At 42.1% G+C, this 20,990-nt stretch carries 20 protein-coding genes; 11 read left to right on the top strand and 9 right to left on the bottom strand.

From position 1 onward, the window contains the following. Positions 1-154: 154 nt before the first annotated feature. Positions 155-514, top strand: coding sequence for a DUF2750 domain-containing protein (locus tag CXF86_RS22285; RefSeq protein WP_101091065.1), 360 nt, complete (start codon positions 155-157; stop codon positions 512-514). 112 nt (positions 515-626) lie between these two features. Further along, the gene (locus CXF86_RS22280; RefSeq protein ID WP_102040046.1) at positions 627-1,277 is read left to right on the top strand and encodes a hypothetical protein; all 651 of its coding nucleotides are present in this window, start codon (positions 627-629) and stop codon (positions 1,275-1,277) included. A gap of 14 nt (positions 1,278-1,291) precedes the next feature. On the opposite strand, the gene CXF86_RS22275 is transcribed toward CXF86_RS22280, so the two are convergent. Beyond that, positions 1,292-2,245 carry a chemotaxis protein CheV gene (locus tag CXF86_RS22275; protein WP_101091067.1) on the bottom strand — a complete coding sequence of 318 codons (954 nt, stop codon included), beginning with the start codon at positions 2,243-2,245 and terminating at the stop codon, positions 1,292-1,294. 224 nt (positions 2,246-2,469) lie between these two features. Between CXF86_RS22275 and CXF86_RS22270 the strand changes: the two genes are divergently transcribed. Both CXF86_RS22270 and CXF86_RS22265 read left to right on the top strand, forming a co-directional pair. Then, positions 2,470-3,114: a sigma-70 family RNA polymerase sigma factor gene (locus CXF86_RS22270; RefSeq protein ID WP_101091068.1), complete on the top strand. Its 645-nt coding sequence runs from the start codon at positions 2,470-2,472 to the stop codon at positions 3,112-3,114. Further along, positions 3,107-3,772 carry a ChrR family anti-sigma-E factor gene (locus CXF86_RS22265; RefSeq protein ID WP_102040045.1) on the top strand — a complete coding sequence of 222 codons (666 nt, stop codon included), beginning with the start codon at positions 3,107-3,109 and terminating at the stop codon, positions 3,770-3,772. Before CXF86_RS22270 ends, CXF86_RS22265 begins: the two co-directional genes overlap by 8 nt. A gap of 64 nt (positions 3,773-3,836) precedes the next feature. Here CXF86_RS22265 and CXF86_RS22260 read toward each other — a convergent pair whose 3' ends face one another. Together CXF86_RS22260 and CXF86_RS22250 are read right to left on the bottom strand one after the other, a co-directional pair. After that, positions 3,837-5,444 (bottom strand): mechanosensitive ion channel family protein, encoded by a 1,608-nt coding sequence (locus CXF86_RS22260; protein WP_101091070.1) that lies wholly within the window; start codon positions 5,442-5,444, stop codon positions 3,837-3,839. 893 nt (positions 5,445-6,337) lie between these two features. After that, positions 6,338-7,258 (bottom strand): pyridoxal-phosphate dependent enzyme, encoded by a 921-nt coding sequence (locus CXF86_RS22250; RefSeq protein WP_102040044.1) that lies wholly within the window; start codon positions 7,256-7,258, stop codon positions 6,338-6,340. A 226-nt stretch (positions 7,259-7,484) separates the two neighbouring features. Between CXF86_RS22250 and CXF86_RS22245 the strand changes: the two genes are divergently transcribed. After that, complete coding sequence (locus CXF86_RS22245) at positions 7,485-7,892, top strand: YccF domain-containing protein (protein ID WP_101091072.1); 408 nt, start codon at positions 7,485-7,487, stop codon at positions 7,890-7,892. Here the strand turns inward: CXF86_RS22245 and CXF86_RS22240 are convergent. From CXF86_RS22240 to CXF86_RS22230, 3 genes are all read right to left on the bottom strand, one after another. Beyond that, the gene (locus CXF86_RS22240) at positions 7,889-8,635 is read right to left on the bottom strand and encodes an alpha/beta fold hydrolase (protein WP_101091073.1); all 747 of its coding nucleotides are present in this window, start codon (positions 8,633-8,635) and stop codon (positions 7,889-7,891) included. The genes CXF86_RS22245 and CXF86_RS22240 overlap by 4 nt on opposite strands. A 48-nt stretch (positions 8,636-8,683) precedes the next feature. Then, positions 8,684-9,679: a M14 family zinc carboxypeptidase gene (locus CXF86_RS22235; protein WP_102040043.1), complete on the bottom strand. Its 996-nt coding sequence runs from the start codon at positions 9,677-9,679 to the stop codon at positions 8,684-8,686. 124 nt (positions 9,680-9,803) lie between these two features. After that, positions 9,804-10,487, bottom strand: a complete 684-nt coding sequence (locus CXF86_RS22230; protein ID WP_232775195.1) for a substrate-binding periplasmic protein — start codon at positions 10,485-10,487, stop codon at positions 9,804-9,806. A gap of 426 nt (positions 10,488-10,913) precedes the next feature. Between CXF86_RS22230 and CXF86_RS22225 the strand changes: the two genes are divergently transcribed. Continuing rightward, entirely contained in the window at positions 10,914-11,141 is a 228-nt protein-coding gene (locus CXF86_RS22225; protein ID WP_101091076.1) for a PGPGW domain-containing protein, read from the top strand. 235 nt (positions 11,142-11,376) lie between these two features. Continuing rightward, positions 11,377-12,369, top strand: coding sequence for a cytochrome-c peroxidase (locus tag CXF86_RS22220; RefSeq protein ID WP_101091077.1), 993 nt, complete (start codon positions 11,377-11,379; stop codon positions 12,367-12,369). Positions 12,370-12,456: 87 nt separating this feature from the next. On the opposite strand, the gene CXF86_RS22215 is transcribed toward CXF86_RS22220, so the two are convergent. Beyond that, complete coding sequence (locus CXF86_RS22215; protein ID WP_101091078.1) at positions 12,457-12,816, bottom strand: DUF6508 domain-containing protein; 360 nt, start codon at positions 12,814-12,816, stop codon at positions 12,457-12,459. 701 nt (positions 12,817-13,517) lie between these two features. Beyond that, positions 13,518-14,423 carry a LysR family transcriptional regulator gene (locus CXF86_RS22210; protein ID WP_101091079.1) on the bottom strand — a complete coding sequence of 302 codons (906 nt, stop codon included), beginning with the start codon at positions 14,421-14,423 and terminating at the stop codon, positions 13,518-13,520. Positions 14,424-14,581: 158 nt separating this feature from the next. On the opposite strand from CXF86_RS22210, the gene CXF86_RS22205 reads away from it, so the two are divergent. The 3 genes from CXF86_RS22205 to CXF86_RS22195 all read left to right on the top strand — a co-directional run bounded on the left by CXF86_RS22205 (position 14,582) and on the right by CXF86_RS22195 (position 17,697). Further along, the gene (locus tag CXF86_RS22205) at positions 14,582-15,742 is read left to right on the top strand and encodes a homogentisate 1,2-dioxygenase (RefSeq protein ID WP_101091080.1); all 1,161 of its coding nucleotides are present in this window, start codon (positions 14,582-14,584) and stop codon (positions 15,740-15,742) included. A 64-nt stretch (positions 15,743-15,806) separates the two neighbouring features. Continuing rightward, the gene (gene hppD / locus CXF86_RS22200; protein ID WP_102040042.1) at positions 15,807-16,850 is read left to right on the top strand and encodes a 4-hydroxyphenylpyruvate dioxygenase; all 1,044 of its coding nucleotides are present in this window, start codon (positions 15,807-15,809) and stop codon (positions 16,848-16,850) included. Between the two features lie 226 nt (positions 16,851-17,076). After that, positions 17,077-17,697, top strand: a complete 621-nt coding sequence (locus CXF86_RS22195; protein ID WP_102040041.1) for a LysE family translocator — start codon at positions 17,077-17,079, stop codon at positions 17,695-17,697. 32 nt (positions 17,698-17,729) lie between these two features. On the opposite strand, the gene CXF86_RS22190 is transcribed toward CXF86_RS22195, so the two are convergent. After that, positions 17,730-18,944 (bottom strand): GNAT family N-acetyltransferase, encoded by a 1,215-nt coding sequence (locus tag CXF86_RS22190; protein WP_257985430.1) that lies wholly within the window; start codon positions 18,942-18,944, stop codon positions 17,730-17,732. Between the two features lie 223 nt (positions 18,945-19,167). On the opposite strand from CXF86_RS22190, the gene ggt reads away from it, so the two are divergent. Then, positions 19,168-20,919, top strand: a complete 1,752-nt coding sequence (gene ggt, locus CXF86_RS22185) for a gamma-glutamyltransferase (protein ID WP_102040040.1) — start codon at positions 19,168-19,170, stop codon at positions 20,917-20,919. Positions 20,920-20,990 lie beyond the last annotated feature (71 nt).

Raw genomic sequence — 20,990 nt, 5'->3', positions numbered from 1 at the left:
CTCAATTTCCGCCCGTTAGCCTATAAACACCTAAGCTCATCGCGCTAAAAACGTCGTCGAAAAACATTAAATAACTTGCTAAAAGTAACATGCAGTTGCAGACTATTGTGAGTGGATATAATCGATATCTTCCAATAACCAAAAGAGATTAATCATGACTGAGATCACTCCAGCATTAGAAAGCTTTATTAATAACGTAAAGCAACACCAAGTGGTTTGGGGCCTGCAAGATGAAACAGGTGAAGGTTGGGTCGTATGTGATTCATCTGAATTCGAAGCGACTGATGTGATGCCTCTATGGTCGGAAGAAGCGCAAGCTAAAAGCCATTGCACTGAAGAATGGCATGGTTATAACGCGGTTGCCATTACACTTAATGAATTTTTAGATTTTTGGGTTGCTGATCTAAATGACGATGGTGTACTCGTCGGTGTTGATTGGGTTGCAGAACAAGACTGCCTTGAAATCGATCCAATCGTGCTAGCCACTTCACTCGTTAATGTTGAAGAAGAGTAAATCTTTCTCCAAAGCGAATAAAACATTAAAAGTAAGCGCCAATCATCTGTGATTGTGCGCTTTCTTTTTAAGTGAAAATCCAATCTTTATCAATGCTATTAAGTGAGCCATTGTGTTTGAATTAGCCCCTTTAATCGACATCCCATTTGACTGCAGACACCAATGTTGGTTTTGTGGCGAACCCAGTTCTATGCAATTGAGTTATATCAAAGAGCACTACACGCCGCACCCATCGCTTATGCTTCCCGCGTGTAAAGAGTGCTGCAAAATTGCTAAACAGCATAAGCTGACCTCTATCTGGGATTGTAAAATGGCGGTCAAAGATGAGCTAATGAGAATTTATGAAAAGCATCTCGCCATTGGTATCAATTGGACTAAACAAGAGCTCGAAGAATCAGAGTTTGAAGACAAAGTCTTTGGTGGATTTAAAAAAAGTGCTTGGATGATGTATGAGATAGCCAGGGATAGAGTTAACTATCCAGCTTGGCCATTGAGTCTTACTGGTGTCACCATTGATGACTATGGTTATGACGCGGACTTTAGTTTTGATGGCGTCAATTACAGTTCAGTCACTCAAGCAATTAAGTTCTACGCTAAACAATTTGTGCTCGATAAACGTTTTTTAGAAGACATCATTAGCATTGTTGGTAAACAGCGGTTTGGTTATGCTATTCGAGTCGCACAGATCAATATTGCTGCTGCTCCAGAACTTAAGCGACAGATCATTAATGACTTAAAACAAGAACAAGAGCAAGAGGGCTAAATTATCTACTGGCTCTACTGCGCCTTAATCAATTCTGATTGGCGCAATTTATCTTGCACAACTTCGACAAGCAGATCAGGTTGAAATTTCGAGATAAAGCGATCACAACCCACCTTTTCAACCATCGCATTATTAAAACTACCACTCAGTGACGTATTCAAGGTGATATAAAGGTTACTCATACGCTTGTCGTTACGGATCTCGTGGGTCAGCTTGTAGCCATCCATTTCGGGCATTTCTGCATCGGTGATCAACATAATGATATGCTCTGTTACATCGATACCATCATCGCACCATTGGGTTAATTGATTTAATGCCATCAAGCCATCTGAGACTTCAATCACCTCTAAGCCTAATTGTTCTAATGTCTCTCTGACTTGACGCCTTGCGGTGGCCGAGTCATCCGCGATGAGTACCCTTTTTCCCTGCATTAATGGCAGTAATTGTTGATCTAATACACCTTCAGATAACTTAATATCGTAATGAATAATTTCAGCCAGTACTTTTTCAACATCAATAATTGACACTAATTCTTGTTTATCTTGATACTCAACCCGCGTTATTGCCGTGAGATAATTATTTCGCCCTACTGTCTTAGGCGGCGGTAAAATATCGCTCCAGGTCAGGTTGACAATATGCTCAACCTTGTCGACTAAGAATCCCTGCACTGAACGATTGTATTCAGTAATAATGAGGTTACTGTTCTCATGCACAACTGAAGGTCTGAAGCCGATGGCTTTACGAAGATCAATCACTGGGATTGCTAACCCACGTAGGTTAGCGATACCAATGATACTAGGGTGACTGCCAGGCAAAGTACTTAAAGGTGGCATTTTTACCACTTCTTTTACTTTGAAAACATTAATGGCAAATAATTGCGTCACACTAATTCTGAACAACAAAAGTTCCAATCGGTTTTCACCAACAAGCTTGGTACGCTGATCAACACTTGCAAGCATTTGCGCCATAAGACTTCACACCTAAGGTACTATAAGAACGACGATTATAACGATATAGAGTATAAAATCACTAAGCGAAAGCTAACTTTAAGGCATGCATCTCATTAAAAGTACCTCATCTCCTATCGGCAGAAAGTGACCAATAGCCTGATCCATTCTGCCACTAGCTGCGTAATAACGTTAAAGAGCTGATATTTAAAGTATCGGCGGCGTTACAACACAGAGTGAGAATAATGCAAAATATTCAATCACAACGTTCACAAAGTCGTTATGCTAAGGGTTATGTCCTCTACAATAAGCCCTATATGGAAGAAAAAAATTCCGATATAACAACTGAACAACTAAAAGAAAAGCTTATTAGTGTTGCTAACAGCCGTAGCAGATCTGACTACGCGATGCTGTTTAGCTATTTTGCGCCCAAAATTTTAGCCTTTGGTAATCAACGATTATCCACCCAAGGCTTAGCGATGGATCTGGTGCAAGAAACAATGACAGCAGTGTGGACTAAGGCGCATCTATTTGACGCAGACAAAGGCGCTGTAACAACTTGGATATTCACCATTATGCGCAATCGCTGTTTTGATATGCTGCGTAAAGTTCAGCACAACAGAGAAGATACGGTCAGTGATGATATTTGGCCTATTTTTGAAACCGTTGAGCATGTCGAGCCAGAAGATCACATGCTGACCAACAAGTTAATGAAGCATGTCGATGAGCTACCACCACTACAGCAGCAAATTGTCAGGGGGATTTACTTACAAGAGCTAAGCCAGCAGGAACTCGCAAGTAAACTGAATGTTCCTCTAGGCACCGTTAAATCAAGATTAAGATTGGGTTTGGTCAAACTTAGAAGCATTTTGGAGAAACACCATGATTAATTACCATCCAAATGATGACATGTTACTTGAACATGCTAAGGGCTGCCTCAATCTAGCAATGACAACCGCGTTATCTGCTCATTGTGAACTTTGCTCAATATGCCAAGAAAAACTGACCACTATGACTCAGCAGCATGCACATATTGCATTAATTGAAGAAGATGCCGCGGCTGATGAACTAGAAACCAGTATTGACCTTGATGATATGTTAAATAGCATTATGCTTTTAACCCCATCGTCCGCAAGCAAAAGACAGTCCAAGAGTGCCATCGTCACAGTAAAAGGGCATGAATATCAATTACCGAATGCTTTAAGGCAGCAGATTAGTGGGACTTGGAATGGCTTAGGTAAAATTAGTCGAATGCGACTTGAAACTGACAGTGGTGAGGCACGCGCTAGCTTACTGCATATCGACGCTGGTGGAGAAATACCAGAGCATACTCACCAGGGAACAGAATTGACACTGTTACTTGCAGGCCATTTTGAAGATGAATTTAATCGTTATAGTCCAGGGGATTTTATTTTACTCGATAGCGACCACCAGCATACGCCTAAAACTGAGGATGGATGCCTTTGTTACACAGTAGTCGATGCCCCTTTGCGCTTTACCAAAGGGATCAGTAAACTGCTGAATCCTATCGGTGAACTGATTTATTAAAAGCAGTATTGCCCCTAAAAAAGGCCGCTGATTAGCGGCCTTTTTTAATCGAACATTTGTTGCGCTATTCTGCTGCAATAGGCACTACTGGCACAATTCTAGTGCCATGTTTTACCACGGTATTCATAATACTAAAATGCAGTTCTTCAGAGACCAACTGAAACTCAGCAAAGTCGGTAGTACCGATGTAAGCAAACACATTGAGTTGCAGCCCGTGTAAGCCAAAACCTTTGAATGTAACTCTTAACGGTGTCTCATCTACTTTTTCATGCTCTATGAGGAGTGCACGTATATCTTCGATGATGCCATGTAACTGCGCTGTCGTGGTTTTATAATCCAAGCGGATATCAGTCTTTAAACGGATTTTTTCGCGCTCCGATATGTTTTCAATATCCATTTCAGATAAACGCGCGTTAGGTACGTTTATCACCGTTCTATCAATTGTCCTAATGCGAGTGCAACGTAGACCAATCTCTTCTACGGTTCCCGTAATAGTCCCAAATCGACCAACATCCCCAACCCTTATAGGTGCTGATGAGTATAGGGTGATGGTACCAATAAAGTTCTCAATAGATTGCTTAGAGGCTAATGCGATCGCAACACCACCAATACCAAGACCAGCAAGAATTGTGGAAGCATCAAAACCAAGATGTTCTAGCCAGATCAAAATAGTCAGCGCAACTAAAATCACTCGAAGAAAGTTTGCTAATGGCCGCAGTAAAGAAGCGGTTTGGCTCTTACCCTGATTAATCCAACGTAGGCGCAAACTGTTTTGCAGTACATCCGCTAAGTTCCAGATAAACCAAATGACGGCGATAACCAGTAAGAAACCGGTATTAATGGCTTCCATCACATTGGCGGAAAGCGTGGTATTTGCCATCCATATCCGGACTAATAGTAATGCAAGTAAAAAGCGTGAAGGCCCAACTACAAGATGCGCGACATCATCTTTATATTGATATTCGCTGCGCAAAATGAGTTTTTTTGCAAACCAAGTTAACGGGATAATAACGAGCAATGCCAAGATTAAGTAACTAATCAGCAGCGCCCATTCCCACAAGTTAAGTTTAAAGAGGTGACCTTGTGGAATATTTTGTACGTACCACTCAACGACTGGCCCATAACCCAGTTCGCTATAAAGCATCGGCACTTTGGCCACCGTCGCATTCGATATCTTCCAGATTTTACCTAGCTGTTTATCGGGTACTTTTTGCAGTAACAGTGTTATCTCATTACCTTTAACTTCAACTCTGCCAAAAGCATCTCGGTAATTTGGCAGTTGGTCATCGCTAGTACCACTTGGTACATCACTGATCTCTTCCAGATTAACCCAAAGATTACGCTCTATAATTGCTACTAGTTGCTTTGCGTATTCTGGCCCTAGCTCTTTTGACATACCTTCTGGCAAATAACGTAAATCTAAGTATTTGGAGGCCTTTTCGAAGTTCTGTTCAAATGTTGCTTCAAAAAAACCTTCAATTGTGCCTCGTGGTGTATCTCTAAATAAGCTGTCTTTATATTCATAAGTACTGGCTTTAAAGCTCGTCGGTTGCGCCTCTTCAGTAGGTTCTGCAGCCTGTTTAACAGCACTCACTAGCCCTGTAGCGCCATATGCCACGGATATATTGCCCATTAGCATGACTAACAGTAGAGAGAAAATAATCCTTGTCATCGAAAGACTCCATTTTGATACACCGATGTTTAATAAACATCGACAAAATATGATTAATCAAATATTAGTCAACCTAGCACTGATTAACGTATTGTTAACACTTAATAATAAACTATCTTAAACACAAGCGTTTTAATTTTATTTGTTGACAAGATTCATTTACTCGATATAATCCAGTCAGTTTTTAGAGATATACCCTTTTTTGATATACTTTCACCGCCTTCTGTAAACATCCACGATTCGTCGTTTGATCCCCACATAAGCGTTATCACAACTGGTTCAATCATCTTAATAGACAGTCATTTTACTGTCATATCTTTATGCTTTACTTGGTTCAGCTTGAGATTAGTTTTGTTTTTGCGACATAAACAACACATTCGTTAACAAAACTGACTACAAGTCACTTGTATAAGCATAAAAAGATGAGTACTCTCGAATTGAACTTAAATTCATCTTTCGCAAAAATGCTAAGGATATCTTATTGTTATAAATCACTACCAACTTGGTAGCGTTAATAAAAGGAGTGTGACCATATGTCATACCTAGTAAATGGACACGAAATTACAGTCAACTTTCCAGTAGATTCAATTTCAGTCAACAAATCTTCAATCGCCTTCACAGACAGTCAAGGCAAAAACAGACAGACTTTTTCAAAGCGCACTGAAGCGCTTAAATTTATGAATTGGTTATTGTCTTCAAGTAAGTAAAACCGACTTTTCGATACAACTCCTCTCACTCGTATCGATAGTTTGTCTTCATAGGCAAACGAATAGGACTGAAACATATTCAGCTATTTAGTCATCTTCATTTGGTTTAGGCTTTACCTCTGCTCAGGTATCTAGCCTAACCAAATGGAAATTCCTCCCCCCAGAAAAAAAGAAACAATCCTAAGCTCACAATACTGCCGTATATTTACGTTGGTAACGTGGCAACATCGTCTCATTTCCTAATAAACCACCTTGATGAATGTAGATAATCGCTGCATCTGGATATTCGGATAAATACTGCTCTACACACATCCAACCCTTAGGATCATACAGTAATTCAAACTCAATCCCCTGCTCACCCACTTTACGCCAAATGTCATAAAAGATTTTATATAGCTTTCCGAAATGATATTTTTTAGCTGTGCTTATTATCTCTGGGTGAAATGAAGTGTCATTGATTAGCTCAGAAAACTGCTGGTTAAGGTAGTCTTCATCTCCTACACAAGCACATGTCATTACTTTTATGTTGTTATTATTAAGTACAAAATATTCATTTAAGAATACCGCAGTAGTGCCGGTTCCAGACGGAAGAAAAACAGTCAATTCATCTAGCTGACTAGACGCGAACCAATTGACAATCTCTTTTGCAAGTTGGTGTACCCCTTCCCGAGCATAAAGACAACGGCCTCCCTCAGGAACAAACAAAGCCTTACTATCATTTGGTAGCACATCTTGCTCGATATACTCTTTACAGCCTCTACCCTTCCTATCAGCAACCAAAGAGAGATCGATGACGTTTGCGCCATTCTCGACAGCCGCTGCATAATTTCCCTTTGACGATGCTAAAACTTGCGCTGCAATATGATCAGTATAAAAATCAAGTTGCCAGCCTTTTAATTTAGCTAAAGCTGACATTGAATAAAGCGAGTTTGCAACAGGAGAACCATAACCGACTAATCGGGTGATACCAGGGAAGTCGTTATGTAGAAAGTAAGCAAATTTACGTGCCTTATTACCAGAGAAATCTTTATGTAACAGATCATCTCTTTTTACAAAAACACGGCAACCATTAAAGTCGATACTATCAACTGGAGTGTGAGTAAACACAGCAAATTCTCTTAATGTAATGAGTGACTATTGTAACGCTTTACTTAGTGCAGTTTTGACCTCGATGTAAAAAAATCACTAACTTTTGGTCTATTCCGTTATTCGAAAACATTCATAAACCCCCAAACAGCATATAAAACAACCCACCAACACATGGCGTGATAATTGCTTTATACAATATAGCAGTGCCCACAGGGCAGTATATTTTTATAGTGAGGGATCTTTCATGGCAGTTTTACGCTTAGTGTTTAATATAGCTTGGTTTGTGTTGGGCGGTTTTGTAATGGGGCTAGCGTGGTGGTTAGCCGGCCTTTTGTGCTTTATTACCATTATTGGGATCCCATTCGGACGAGCTTGTTTCGTTATCGGTGAGATGACTTTTTGGCCATTCGGTCAAGACTCTATAAGTCGCCGCTCAATCACAGGGGTGGAAGATTTAGGCACGGGTGCTTTTGGTATGCTGGGCAATATTGTTTGGTTTTTATTGTTTGGTATCTGGCTTGCGATTGGTCATATCGTTCACGCTTTTGCATGCGCCGTTACCATTATTGGTATTCCGTTTGCAATACAGCATTTAAAGCTCGCCATTTTGAGCTTAACCCCTATAGGTCAAACCGTGGTAGCAAAAGCTTAAGCCGATGACAAAAGCACTTTTTCCAGCTGCGCAATTAGCGCAGCTGGACAATCTAAACTAATATCATGTCCCGCCGCTTCAAACTCAATCAGTTCAGTTTTATAATAAAGTGACAGTTGTACACTACAACTGGGATTAACTAGCCTATCAGAGCTGCCATTGAAAACAAAAATGGGCTGCTGTAAATTATCAGGGGTTTGAAAGTTAGCACAGGCCCATATTTGCCGAACGACATTATGCATCTTGCTTCGATAATCTAATCTGAGTTCACTCCAATGCTCACACATCGCTTGATTGTCACCATAACGCTCACTCGAGAGTTTAAGCGCTGTGCACTCTAACCAATGCACCGCCCCCTGCTTAACTCGCCCCAGATAGGCAGTAACGATGGCTTTTAGATTAAACCTTGCATACCAAGGAGATAAGTTAGCCGCACTTGCGTTGATAACAACCACCTTGCTTACTTTTTGTGGCGCTAAGCGAGCCATTTCAAGCGCGATCATTGCGCCCATAGAAAGCCCTATAAGACAGTTGTCATTGCCTGTTAGTTGTTTAACTAATGCCTTAGCGTATGCCGTTATGGTTAGCGGGCTGGTGCAATCACTCAATGTCCCATTGCCTAACGTATCGAGCGCGATAACATCAATTTTATTTGCTGCCACTTGCACCGTTAAATCATCTTCAAATTCTCGCCAATGACGCTTATCTCGCATCAAGCCCCTAATGAGTACCCAGCTTTGCATAGTCCGTCCTTAATTAACTTTTAGGCCTGCTGTCTTTTATAGTTATCTTTAGTCATACCAGTCTTGCATTGCAGCAGCGTATTGACGAGTTAATAACTCACAACTCATGTCCTCTATAGCTCGGCTCGCCGCTAAGTCCATTAGAAACTGCATCAATACAGTGTGTTTTCGCAACGTTCTAACATGTCGATGTTGCTTTTGAGGGTTAAATAAACCGGCAAAATTGAATAGCTGTCGTGGGTTTTTCTTTACCCATGCCCAAGAGCCCATCTCCAATGTCAAAGGCAACAACGGCGCGTCATTTTGCTTCATTGCCAAATAATCCCATATATCACCATGAGTACGATAAATAAGGCTCTGGGGGGAGAACTGATAATGATTATGGTGCGGGAAGCTTGCTTTATAAAGCTGCTTTAAATGGTAAATTTGGCCTAGACTCTTTATCGGTTGATGAGACCCTGCAAACGGAAACCAAATATGATCTGATAGTCCAAATCCTGAGTGTGCATCCAGTGAAATAACACTAGAAGCATTTGATCGCAATAATTCTACATAGTTGATTAAGGCGGCGGTTTCCGGCTCCACCCCTTTTTTGCCTCGATACCAGGGTAATAGCGGAGTCACTCTTTGCCCCCCCACTAAAAAGGTCACTTTCGTTGTCGCATCAATTGGCGCGTTACGCATTAAATCAACTTGCTGACCATTGCACCGAGTGCCATTTAGCAAGCCTATTGGATTAACGATAGGCACAAATGCAATTCTAATTTTTGTTAACAGAATTTGTAACTGACTATCCCACTCCAGCCTGGCTAATAGGCTTTCGAGTAAAGCGAGGATCACTTGAGTGCCAATTCTTTCAACTCCATGTACACCTCCGACAAACAGCACACAAGGCTTGTCTGCTGCTTCACTGCCTAGTTCAGCACAAATGACAGGGAAAGACTGATTTTTATATGTCAGTTCAGTTAGTGTTTTGGCTCGCAATTGTGGAAAGGATTCAATAAGGGTTGTTAGTGTATTGAGTTCTGGTGGCGTTATCTGCATCATACCACTTGCAAAAGAGATGAATAATGTCGTAAAAATAACAGCAGATTAAGACAAAGTGAGGTCAGCTACATGACAATATCTAACGGGTGATATCTAATCGTTCGAGCCTAATCAAACGAACTTAATCGACCATGTTGTCTTTTAATATTTTATCGACATCTATTTGTTTCAAACCTCGATTAAACAAGTCTCGCCACTTCTTTCCCTCTACATTATTTTTAAAGGCAATATAGAGTTCTTTCTTTGTCAGTGTACGCTTATTTAACTGAACTCGACTGGCGACAGACTCCATATCGGGTTGCGCAAGCAGGTAACGCAACACATAAACGTCAATAACCGCAGCGTCAATTCGTCCAGACACCACTTTTTTAATGTTATGGATGTCAGACGCGACCACTTCAACAGGCTGAACACCTTGAGCTATCATGTTATCGAGTTGCTCGGTATTGACATAACCTTGCACCACACCAATATTGTATTGGTTAAGATCGCTTTGCTCTGACCAACTAATAGGATGGCGTTTTTGCTCAACCAGTCCCAGCGGGCTGCTTCCCATCGAGTCTGAAAAAACAAACTTTTCTGTTGGATAAGCATATTCTGGTAAATATCCAGAGTATTTTGAGTCCGCTCTTGAAGCCATTCTTACCGCTCGGCTCCATGGATAAAAATCGACCTCCACTTTATGGCCTACCGCCGCAAGAGCAGCTCGCGTGATAGCAATACTCGCGCCCTCATTTTTGAGCTGACTTCCAGAATAAGGCGGCCAATGCAATGATGTTAAGTACAGGGTATCAGCACTCACCATTGGTGAGAAGCAAGCCGCTATCAGTAGCAACCGCCTAAGCGCTGGAACAATATTAATCGTTCGGCGTACATAATCCATTAAATAACAACACATGTGTATTTCGCAGCCTTTCGTTTAGTAAGCCGTTTCAGTTTAAATGCTCTCGTGATGACTCACTGTCATTACCACCTATTTTAGTCAATAGTGCCGATATCACCAAGGTCACTGTACAAAACAATGTTATCGCTTATTGGTTATAAAGAGTCAATTTGGACTAAAGTGGCTCTTGAGGATGCAAAAACAAACAGAAAAGGATTTGTTACAGTTAGGTCAAGAACTGCAGATTAAATGCGCATATACTAAACGCTATAACGCTAAATGAATGAACCTGCGCATAACGCGCCATGCATCTTTTAGCTGCAAATACATACACCCTTGGAGTCAAAGATGTTAAAAAGAGCACTTATCACCATTGTGGGTGGTTTATTAACCCTAACAGGTGCAGCACTGATCATTCTGCCAGGTCCAGCTTGGTTGCTTTTACCTATTGGCTTAGCCGTATTAAGCATTGAATATCCTTGGGCTCATCGTTGGCTAAAGAAGAGTCAAAACCACATGAGTAACACCGCTCGCTGGCTCGATAGAAAAATCCTGCTGCGTAAGATGAAACGATAACAACCATTATGTTACTCAATGGTGATAACCATCACCATTTCTAGGGCAAAAGGTAAATCACTGCAGTCCCCCCCCCTACCAAGGCTATTGCCAATAGTCTGCGACTAAGGTCGCAATAAATCAATCCAAACTAACGATAGCCTCAATCGAAACAAAGCGTTACCTACTATAAAGATAACTATTTATTATGGCCTTAGAAATATAACCACAATTATTGTAAGCTTATAGGATAACCATGCTAAAACTGACCACACTCACTATCGCTATTGCAGCAATCTGTTCTGCTAGTTCATTTGCAGCAAGTGAACCTATTGAAATAATCCCCGCAGCGGTCATCACTAATCCAGAAAAAGTTGAACTGGGTAAAATGCTATTTTTCGAGCCTAGACTGTCTAAATCTGGTTATATCTCATGCAACTCTTGCCACAACCTATCACTTGGCGGTGTTGATGCTCTGCCAACATCTATTGGTCATCATTGGCAGCAAGGTCCTATAAACTCACCCACTGTATTGAATGCTGAATACGGCTTAGCCCAATTTTGGGATGGCAGAGCTAAAGATTTGCAAGAGCAAGCCGGTGGTCCGATTGCCAATCCTAAAGAGATGGGCTTTAGCCATGAACTCGCGGTTGATACTATTCGCTCTATGCCAGCGTATCAAGCACGCTTTGCCAGCGTGTATCAAACAAACAATATCAGTATTGATGCCATAACGGATGCCATTGCTGAATTTGAAAAGACACTAGTAACACCTAATGCACCTTTCGACCAATACTTGCTTGGCGATAAAAGTGCCATTAATAGCGATGCTAAAGCCGGCTACCAGCTTTTTAAAGACAAAGGATGTGTCAGTTGCCACAATGGACCAGCCGTTGGCGGGACGATGTACATGAAGATGGGGCTAGTAAAACCTTTCCATACAAAGAATCCTGCTGAAGGACGAAAAGGGGTTACGGGTAAAGAAGCCGATAAATCTGTCTTTAAAGTACCTACGTTAAGGAATATAGAGCTAACCTATCCTTACTTCCATGACGGCAGTGTATGGAACCTTGCTGACGCCGTGAATACCATGGCAGATATTCAACTAGGTCAAGCTTTAACAGCGACAGAAACCAAGCAAATGGTGTCGTTTTTAAATTCACTTACAGGCGAGCAACCACAGATAGTCTTACCTATATTGCCACCTTCAACACCGAATACGCCAAGACCAGTGCCTTTTGCAGACTAAATAATCTAAACTCGATTTAAAATATGATTACAGCAAAAAGCCGCTAAATGCGGCTTTTTATTTTCAAATTAATGTTCTATCTACTCGTTACATAACAGGTTCAAAAGATAATGCTTTAAATCGTTCTGCAATTGCATTAAGCACTCCTTGGCGGCGCATATTACTCAATACACCGGGACTAAATCGGTCTAATCTCGACATGGCGGTGACCAATAACTGGCACTCATATAACGTGGCGTCGGCAATATACTCAGGACGTTCAACCATATAACTATTGTTATACCACTCATCCCATTTAAAGCTTTCGAGTAATAATCCTTCACGTGCTAGATCAGCCACAAACTCTTGTAAACGTTTGTCCGACACAAAATGGTTACCAATAACAAGATCTTTAGCATACTCATTATATAAACCAGTAGCGTGGCTCTGTATTGTTGAGTTGTTCATACTGTACCTCCGTTTAGAACTGGTCTTTTGCCTCGGTGTATAGAGGACAAATATGCAGAATGTGTAAACATTCATCTGCATAAGCCATACCAGCTTTTAATGAGGTAATTCTAATTGAAGGTAACTGAACACAACCTTAACAACGGCTAGTCAAATTAAACTATTGTTATAAAAGAAATAAATACAGTATCATTAAATAAATCCGTTTTCTCAATACGCTATAAAGCGTTAATAAAGCATCACTGAATACCTAGAAATCTTATTTTGGCCGCCTTACTCAAGTCCACTTTCAACGGTTATTGCAAGATGTAGTCGCAATTTGCAATAACGATACTAATGCTTGATGAAGCCTAACATTGAGCCCGCTACAAAATTTACCCCCCGCTGAATTATGTTATTACTTGTTGCCAACACATCTGCTCGACTCCCGCTTATCTGTTGGCTAAACACGATAAGGACGACAAACAAAAAGGTAGAAAGAGGAGAAGCTCTGCCGCCTGAATGGCAGAAGAAACTCAAAGCAGAAGACAGATTAGGCAATAATCAATTTTAAAGAGCTAGGATAACGGCACCTGTAGACTCTTATGGCAACATAGCCATAGAGAGTCATCGATTAATCTTAATAGTAAGATCAGAGAGAGAATCGACATTAGATTAAAGATAACCTACACCCAAGTAAAAACGTCATCCTTAATAAATGATTAAGTTGATGCGGGCGGGTCTTCGGCATTAAACTCCTCCATTATCAACTCGGTAAACAGACGCCCTGCTTTTCCGAGTGGCCGCTCCATGGTAGAGACCAATTGCGGCGTAAAGCTGTAGCGGTTACCACCATTGAAATCGACTTCGGCTAACTGACCACTGGCTAGCTCCTCTGTTATCAAAAAGTCTGGCATCCATCCAAACCCTAATCCCATCAACAGAGCATTTTTTTTCATAATAAAGCCCGAAAGATAGAACACCTTATCACCACCAAACTGCAGCTCATCGCGGTATCGTTTCTCGGGTGAAGAATCTTCAATGGTTAATTCAACATGACGTTGCAGTTCAAATAGGCTGATATTTTTTTCGCTGGCCAAGGAGTGACTATTGGCAACAACCAAAATACTGGTAATTTGCGGTAAGGCTTGCGGCCGGTAATTGGGACCCGTTCGATAATCTTTAACCAACATTAAATCGGCACTGTCCCGTTCGAAGCGATCCTGTACGCCGCCCAAAAATTCCATATTCAATTGTACTTTTGTGGGTATTTGCTGCTCAGCCATTCGTTTTAGTGCCCGCATAATTGGCTTCATTGGCAATGCACCATCAACCACTAGCTCCAACTTGGGTTCCCAGCCCTCACTAAATCTGCTGGCTAAATGCTCAATATTTGCTAGGTATTGCAGCAACCTTTGGCCTTCAGCCAAGATAACTTTGCCCTCTGGCGTTAATTCTGCGCGGTATTGATCGCGACAAAAAAGATTTACACCTAGGTGTTGCTCTAGCTTTTTGACTTGATAGCTCACTGCCGACTGCGCTTTGTGCAATCGCTCTGCAGCCTTAGCAAAACTGCCTTCTTCGACTAAGACTTGCAGTACTTTAAACGCATCTACATCAATACGCATTTGGCTCTCCTAGCGTAAACACAAACATACCATCTATTTTTTAGATGGAGATAGAGTAATTATTATTCTTTTTTTTGCGGGTGTTAGCAACTAAATTGATACCTAGATCACGTTATCGACTAGATAAGTGCAATGTGCACATTACAAGGAAAGCCAGTATGCCATTTTATGTGAAGCAAGGGAGCATTCCCACAAAGCGTCATATCACATTTAAAAAAGACAATGGGGAGCTCTATCGTGAAGAGCTCTTTTCAACTCATGGCTTTTCCAATATCTACTCCAATAAGTATCACCATAATATGCCGACCAAGGCATTAGAAGTTGCACCTTACAGTCTGTCTCATGGTAAGGACTGGCAAGACTCTTTAATTCAAAACTATAAGCTTGATACTAAGCTGGCTGATAGTGAAGGTAACTTCTTTAATGCTCGCAATAAAATATTCTTCAATAATGACGTTGCGATGTACACCGCTAAGGTCACAGAAGATACAGACGAGTTTTATCGTAATGCCTATGCTGACGAAGTGGTGTTTATCCACGAAGGTGAAGGAACGCTTTATAGTGAGTATGGCGCTTTAGCGGTTAAAAAGTGGGATTACTTGATTATTCCGCGCGGTACCACCTATCAATTGAAATTCAGTAATTATAGTACTGCCCGCCTATTTGTTATTGAGTCTTCAACCATGGTTGAAGTGCCAAAACATTTTCGCAACGAATACGGACAGATGCTCGAGTCGGCGCCTTATTGTGAACGAGATATCCGCACTCCTGAGCTACAACAAGCTATCGTCGAAAAAGGCAATTTCTCTTTAGTCTGTAAGTTCGGTGATAAGTATCAACTGACCTCGCTAGAGTGGCATCCATTTGATTTAGTCGGTTGGGACGGTTGTGTATACCCGTGGGCTTTCAATATCCAAGAATATGCGCCGAAAGTGGGTAAAATCCACCTTCCACCATCCGACCATATTGTCTTTACAGCGCATAACTTTGTGATCTGTAACTTTGTACCACGTCCATACGATTTCCACCCTCAATCGATTCCAGCGCCCTACTACCATTCAAATATAGATAGTGATGAAGTGCTCTATTACGTTGATGGCGACTTTATGAGCCGTACCGGTATTGAAGCGGGCTACATGACATTGCATCAAAAAGGGGTGCCTCATGGACCACAACCGGGTCGCACCGAAGCCTCAATAGGCAAAACAGAAACCTACGAATACGCAGTGATGGTCGATACTTTCGCCCCACTCAAATTAACTGAACATGTAAAGAACTGCATGAGCATCGACTACAACCGTTCTTGGATTGAAAGCTAAGCAATTAACCAAGCACACCGGCCGTCAACGTAATGGCTAGTCTGAATTGATAAAGGATATAACAATGGCAAGCGAAAAAAACCCACTAGGCCTACTCGGTATTGAATTTACTGAGTTTGCGACACCTGATCAAGATTACATGCATCAGGTATTTATCGATTTCGGTTTTTCTTTGTTGAAGAAATCTAAGTCAAAAGATATTTTGTACTACAAGCAAAATGACATCAATTTTTTGCTTAATACTGAGCGTAAAGGGTTTTCTGCTGAATTTGCTAAGAGTCATGGTCCAGCCATTTGCTCAATGGGCTGGCGTGTTGAAGATGCTAACCTCGCCTTCGAAGGTGCAGTAGCGCGTGGCGCCAAGCCTGCAACTGATGCAGCATTGAAAGATATGCCATACCCCGCTATTTATGGCATTGGTGATAGCCTTATCTACTTTATCGATACCTTTGGCGAGTCAGACAACATTTATGCCACTGACTTTGAAGATTTAGATGAGCAAGTAATCACTCAGGAAAAAGGCTTTATTGAAGTCGACCACCTAACCAATAACGTCTACAAAGGAACGATGGAGCATTGGTCAAACTTCTACAAAAATATTTTTGGCTTTACCGAAGTACGTTACTTTGACATTAAAGGCTCAAAAACCGCGCTTGTTTCTTATGCGCTACGTTCGCCTGATGGTAGCTTCTGCATTCCGATCAACGAAGGCAAAGGCAGTGACAAAAACCAAATCGATGAATACTTACGTGAATATGACGGACCGGGTGTACAGCATTTAGCTTTCAGAAGCCGTGATATTGTAGGCTCTTTAGATGCGATGGAAGGTTCATCAATTCAAACTTTGGATATTATTCCTGAGTACTACGAGACTATCTTTGAGAAGTTACCCCAAGTCACTGAAGATCATGACCGTATTAAACATCACCAGATCCTGGTTGACGGTGATGATGATGGTTATTTACTGCAGATTTTCACCAAAAACCTGTTTGGTCCTATTTTTATTGAGATCATTCAACGTAAAAATAATGAAGGATTTGGTGAAGGTAACTTTAAAGCATTATTTGAATCAATTGAACGTGATCAGCAACGACGCGGCGTACTTTAATACAACACGTTAATTAAAGTGCTGGCATAAGAACGTTTATAACACCTTACCTCTCCATGATAAAACCAGCTATAGCCTTATCAATTGGCTAAGCTGGTTTTTTTCTGCCCCATCGTCTCCATATTTATAACTCGTTTGTATCCAAAGCTCATCATCTTCTCTACAATGACGCTTCCGTTTGCCCCAAGCGACTAAACCCTTTTAAACTCACGAGACTTGCCACGCCATGCCTGATATCGCTTTACTCGCCGTATTTTTACCGACCTTCTTTTTCGTCTCAATTACACCCGGTATGTGTATGACATTAGCCATGACACTTGGTATGAGCATTGGTGTTCGCCGCACTATGTGGATGATGCTAGGCGAGTTGGTTGGTGTCGCATTAGTCGCTGTAGCGGCGGTCATGGGAGTTGCTAGCATTATGCTCCATTACCCTGAGATGTTTGCAGTACTCAAGTGGGTTGGCGGTCTTTATCTCGCCTATATTGGCGTTAACATGTGGCGTTCGAAAGGAAGAATGGCGTTAGTCGAAGGTCAAACTGCACCGAGTGTTGGCAATATAGAGCTGATGACACAAGGCTTTATGACCGCGATTGCTAACCCCAAAGGGTGGGCTTTTATGGTTTCGCTATTACCGCCATTTATTAGCGTAGAGCGCGAAGTTGCGCCACAGCTGCTAGCCCTACTCAGTATTATTATGCTTACCGAATTCACCAGCATGATGGCCTATGCCACCGGCGGTAAAAGTTTACGCGTCTTTTTAAGTCGCGGTGACAACATTAAGTGGATGAACCGTATTGCAGGTTCGCTAATGATTGCGGTCGGCTTTTGGTTGGCGTTAGGCTAGGAGCTAGCTAGGACCAACAGCTTCGCTATTTCTTAGCTGGGGTCTTGTCGATAAGGTAGCTTGCTGGTTAATTGCTGCATATAAGTTTTAATATTGTCAGCTTCCTGAAAAGTAAAGTTTTCAATCGCATTGCGAAACTCAGGGTGAATAACCTCGTGAGTAGAGTATGTCGCCATAGGCTCAAAACCGCGTGCGACCTTATGCTCACCTTGCGCGCCTGCGTCAAACACGGCTAAATTGTGGGTAATGCAGTATTCAATGCCCTGGTAATAACAGGCTTCAAAATGCAGCCCATCTATATCGACTAAACTGCCCCAGTATCGACCATAGAGATGCGTTGTTGATTTAAAATACAGCGCAGAAGCCACCACTTCGCCTTCGATGTCATGCACCAACAATAACAAGATATTTTCAGGCATCGTTTTAGCTATCGACTCAAAAAAAGCCAAGTTTAAATAACCGGAATGCCCTGAACGTTTTGTATAGGTTTGTCGATAACAGGCATAAAAGGTATGCCACATTGCTGTCGTCGCTTGCGCTGCATTGATAAATTCAAAGCGCAGCTCGTGTGGCGTCAATTTAGCGCGTTCTTTGTTAATGTCTTTACGCTTACGAGATGTCAGTGCCGCTAAAAAATCATCAAAATGTTGATAACCTTTATTTTTCCAATGAAACTGAGTACTGAGTCGTTTCAAGCAAGAGTGGCTGTCTTCAGCAGATTTGGACATCTCTATGAACTGCTCTTTTGGCAGGAATAAACAATGCCAGCTAGAAAACCCATGCTCCAATAAACTGCCATCAAGCGCTTTTTTAATCACATCCCACACTAATGACGGTTGAGTAATATCACTGGCAATACCGATACGTTTGCCTGTAACTGGGGTAAATGGAATAGCAGAAACAAGCTTTGGATAATAAGGGATTTGATGTTTATCGTAAGCCTCAGCCCAAGCCCAATCAAAGATATACTCCCCATAGGAGTGTGTCTTAATGTACAGCGGCATGACAGCAATGATCCGAGAGGACTGACGCACTAACAGATGTAACGGAGTCCAACCCGTTTGCTGACTGACACAGCCACTTTGTTCTAGCGCCGCTAAATAAGCGTGTTGATTAAAGGGATTATCATCATCCATTAAATCATCCCAAATACTCGCATCCACAGCATCGATAGCGCGAATAAACTCTAAGCTTAGATCCAACGCTGCTCGCGGTGGCGGAGCCACTTTTAACTGATTTTTGTCCAAACTTAATCCCTGAGCCTTTAATAAAACTGATGTTAAATAAGCCAGTTAGCGCCTAATGCTGCACCTTTAGCCTATCGCTATTGCATTTAATTGCGATAAGCGTCACATTGCTAAACTCAAATGAAGAGTTGAACTCAAGACCTAGAGTTAACCTGGCGCTAACGTCGAGTTAACCAAGAGATTCAACCGCAATAGACAATACAAAAAATACAAAGGATTGAAAATGCGTATGTTTAAGAGCTTAGCATTTGCCATCTCCATGGCAATTCCACTCACAACTCTAACATTAACCGCCAGCGCCCCGCTATCGGTTAATGCTGCTGAAACTTCCATATACAGCCATATGGCAACAGCTCTCCCCGTATGGGCCGAGCACGGTATGGTCGCGAGCCAAGAAGCATTGGCCACAAGGGCGGGGGTTGAAATTCTTAAACAAGGTGGTAATGCTGTAGATGCTGCTGTTGCCGTAGGATTCAGTCTTGCTGTGACTCTGCCGCGCGCCGGTAATATTGGTGGCGGTGGTTTTATGTTGGTTCATTTAGCCGAACAGAACAAAACCATCGCAATTGATTATCGTGAAATGGCCCCTGCTAGCGCGCACAAAGATATCTTTCTCGATGAGAATGGCAATGCCGTCAATAAACTTAGCCGTGAGCATGGCTTGGCGGTTGGCGTACCGGGCACCGTCATGGGTATGGAATTGGCATTACAAAAGTACGGCACCATGACCATGACGCAAGTGACTCAGGCCGCGATTAAAATGGCTAAAGATGGCATCATCGTCACGCCCGATCTATCATCCTCGTTAACAGGTTTAAAAAGACGCATAGCACAGTGGCCAAGCTCTGCTGCAGTGTTTTACAAAAAAGACAATTCCGACTATCAAATTGGTGACACGCTTAAACAGCCAGAGCTAGCCCACTCGCTATCACTCATCGCAACACAGGGCAGTAAGGGCTTTTATCAAGGTGAGACAGCTGAGAAAATTGTCACAGCAATTAAAACGGCTGGTGGGATAATGACCCTTGATGATCTAAAAACCTACCAAGCTATCGAAAGAAAGCCCGTAACAGGCAATTACCGAGGCTACCAAGTGGTATCAATGCCGCCTCCCTCCTCTGGCGGAGTGCATATTATTGAGATGCTCAACATACTCGAGCAATACCCTATTGATAAGTTAGGTCACAATACCGCTGCCACTTTGCATTTAATGACAGAGGCGATGAAAAGAGCTTATGCCGACCGTAGTGAGTATTTAGGTGACCCAGACTTCGTCAATGTTCCCGTCGAGGCTTTGACTAACAAAGATTACGCTAAAGCCTTAGCTAAAAAAATCAACATGAATAAGACCACGCCTAGCAGTGAGATAAAACCAGGTAAAATAGCGCCTTATGAAAGTAATCAGACCACCCATTATTCTGTCGTGGATAAGTGGGGCAATGCAGTTTCTAATACTTACACGCTCAACTTCAGTTATGGCTCAGGTCTAGTCGCTAAAGGAACGGGGATTTTACTCAATAACGAGATGGACGACTTTTCAGCAAAACCAGGTGTACCCAACGGTTTTGGCTTAATTGGCGGAGACGCAAATGCGGTTGAAGGCAGAAAACGCCCCTTGAGTTCAATGAGTCCGACGATGGTGATGAAAGACGGTAAACCTTACATCATCACTGGCAGTCCAGGCGGTTCACGCATCATCACCACCACCTTACAAGTAATAATGAACGTAATCGACCATGGCCTGAACATCGCAGAAGCCACTAATGCTGCGCGTATTCATCACCAATGGTTGCCCGATGTGCTACGTGTAGAACATACGTTAAACCGCGATACTCGCGACCTACTTGAGGCCAAGGGACATCACATAAAGGTGAATAACTCGATGGGTTCAACTCAATCAATTATGGTCACTGACCAAGGTATTTTCGGTTCATCGGACCCTCGCCGAGCGGGCAGCGAAACCGTCGGTTACTAACGCATAAGAGATAGTAAAAGGCGCTTCAACATTGGTTGAAGCGCCTTTTTTATTGCTAGCCTAACGTCATT

Origin of the sequence: Shewanella sp. GutCb (assembly GCF_002836135.1) — a bacterium.
Taxonomy (GTDB): Bacteria; Pseudomonadota; Gammaproteobacteria; order Enterobacterales; family Shewanellaceae; genus Shewanella.
Note: the sequence above shows the minus strand (reverse complement) of the source record. Positions and strands in the feature narration are given on the sequence as shown.

Coding starts and splice junctions, on each gene's coding strand:
- CXF86_RS22285 (WP_101091065.1), top strand. CDS start 155: ATGACTGAGATCACTCCAGCATTAGAAAGCTTTATTAATAACGTAAAG.
- CXF86_RS22275 (WP_101091067.1), bottom strand. CDS start 2,245: ATGGCGCAAATGCTTGCAAGTGTTGATCAGCGTACCAAGCTTGTTGGT.
- CXF86_RS22270 (WP_101091068.1), top strand. CDS start 2,470: ATGCAAAATATTCAATCACAACGTTCACAAAGTCGTTATGCTAAGGGT.
- CXF86_RS22265 (WP_102040045.1), top strand. CDS start 3,107: ATGATTAATTACCATCCAAATGATGACATGTTACTTGAACATGCTAAG.
- CXF86_RS22260 (WP_101091070.1), bottom strand. CDS start 5,444: ATGACAAGGATTATTTTCTCTCTACTGTTAGTCATGCTAATGGGCAAT.
- CXF86_RS22245 (WP_101091072.1), top strand. CDS start 7,485: ATGGCAGTTTTACGCTTAGTGTTTAATATAGCTTGGTTTGTGTTGGGC.
- CXF86_RS22240 (WP_101091073.1), bottom strand. CDS start 8,635: ATGCAAAGCTGGGTACTCATTAGGGGCTTGATGCGAGATAAGCGTCAT.
- CXF86_RS22235 (WP_102040043.1), bottom strand. CDS start 9,679: ATGCAGATAACGCCACCAGAACTCAATACACTAACAACCCTTATTGAA.
- CXF86_RS22230 (WP_232775195.1), bottom strand. CDS start 10,487: ATGGTGAGTGCTGATACCCTGTACTTAACATCATTGCATTGGCCGCCT.
- CXF86_RS22225 (WP_101091076.1), top strand. CDS start 10,914: ATGTTAAAAAGAGCACTTATCACCATTGTGGGTGGTTTATTAACCCTA.
- CXF86_RS22220 (WP_101091077.1), top strand. CDS start 11,377: ATGCTAAAACTGACCACACTCACTATCGCTATTGCAGCAATCTGTTCT.
- CXF86_RS22215 (WP_101091078.1), bottom strand. CDS start 12,816: ATGAACAACTCAACAATACAGAGCCACGCTACTGGTTTATATAATGAG.
- CXF86_RS22210 (WP_101091079.1), bottom strand. CDS start 14,423: ATGCGTATTGATGTAGATGCGTTTAAAGTACTGCAAGTCTTAGTCGAA.
- CXF86_RS22205 (WP_101091080.1), top strand. CDS start 14,582: ATGCCATTTTATGTGAAGCAAGGGAGCATTCCCACAAAGCGTCATATC.
- hppD (WP_102040042.1), top strand. CDS start 15,807: ATGGCAAGCGAAAAAAACCCACTAGGCCTACTCGGTATTGAATTTACT.
- CXF86_RS22195 (WP_102040041.1), top strand. CDS start 17,077: ATGCCTGATATCGCTTTACTCGCCGTATTTTTACCGACCTTCTTTTTC.
- ggt (WP_102040040.1), top strand. CDS start 19,168: ATGCGTATGTTTAAGAGCTTAGCATTTGCCATCTCCATGGCAATTCCA.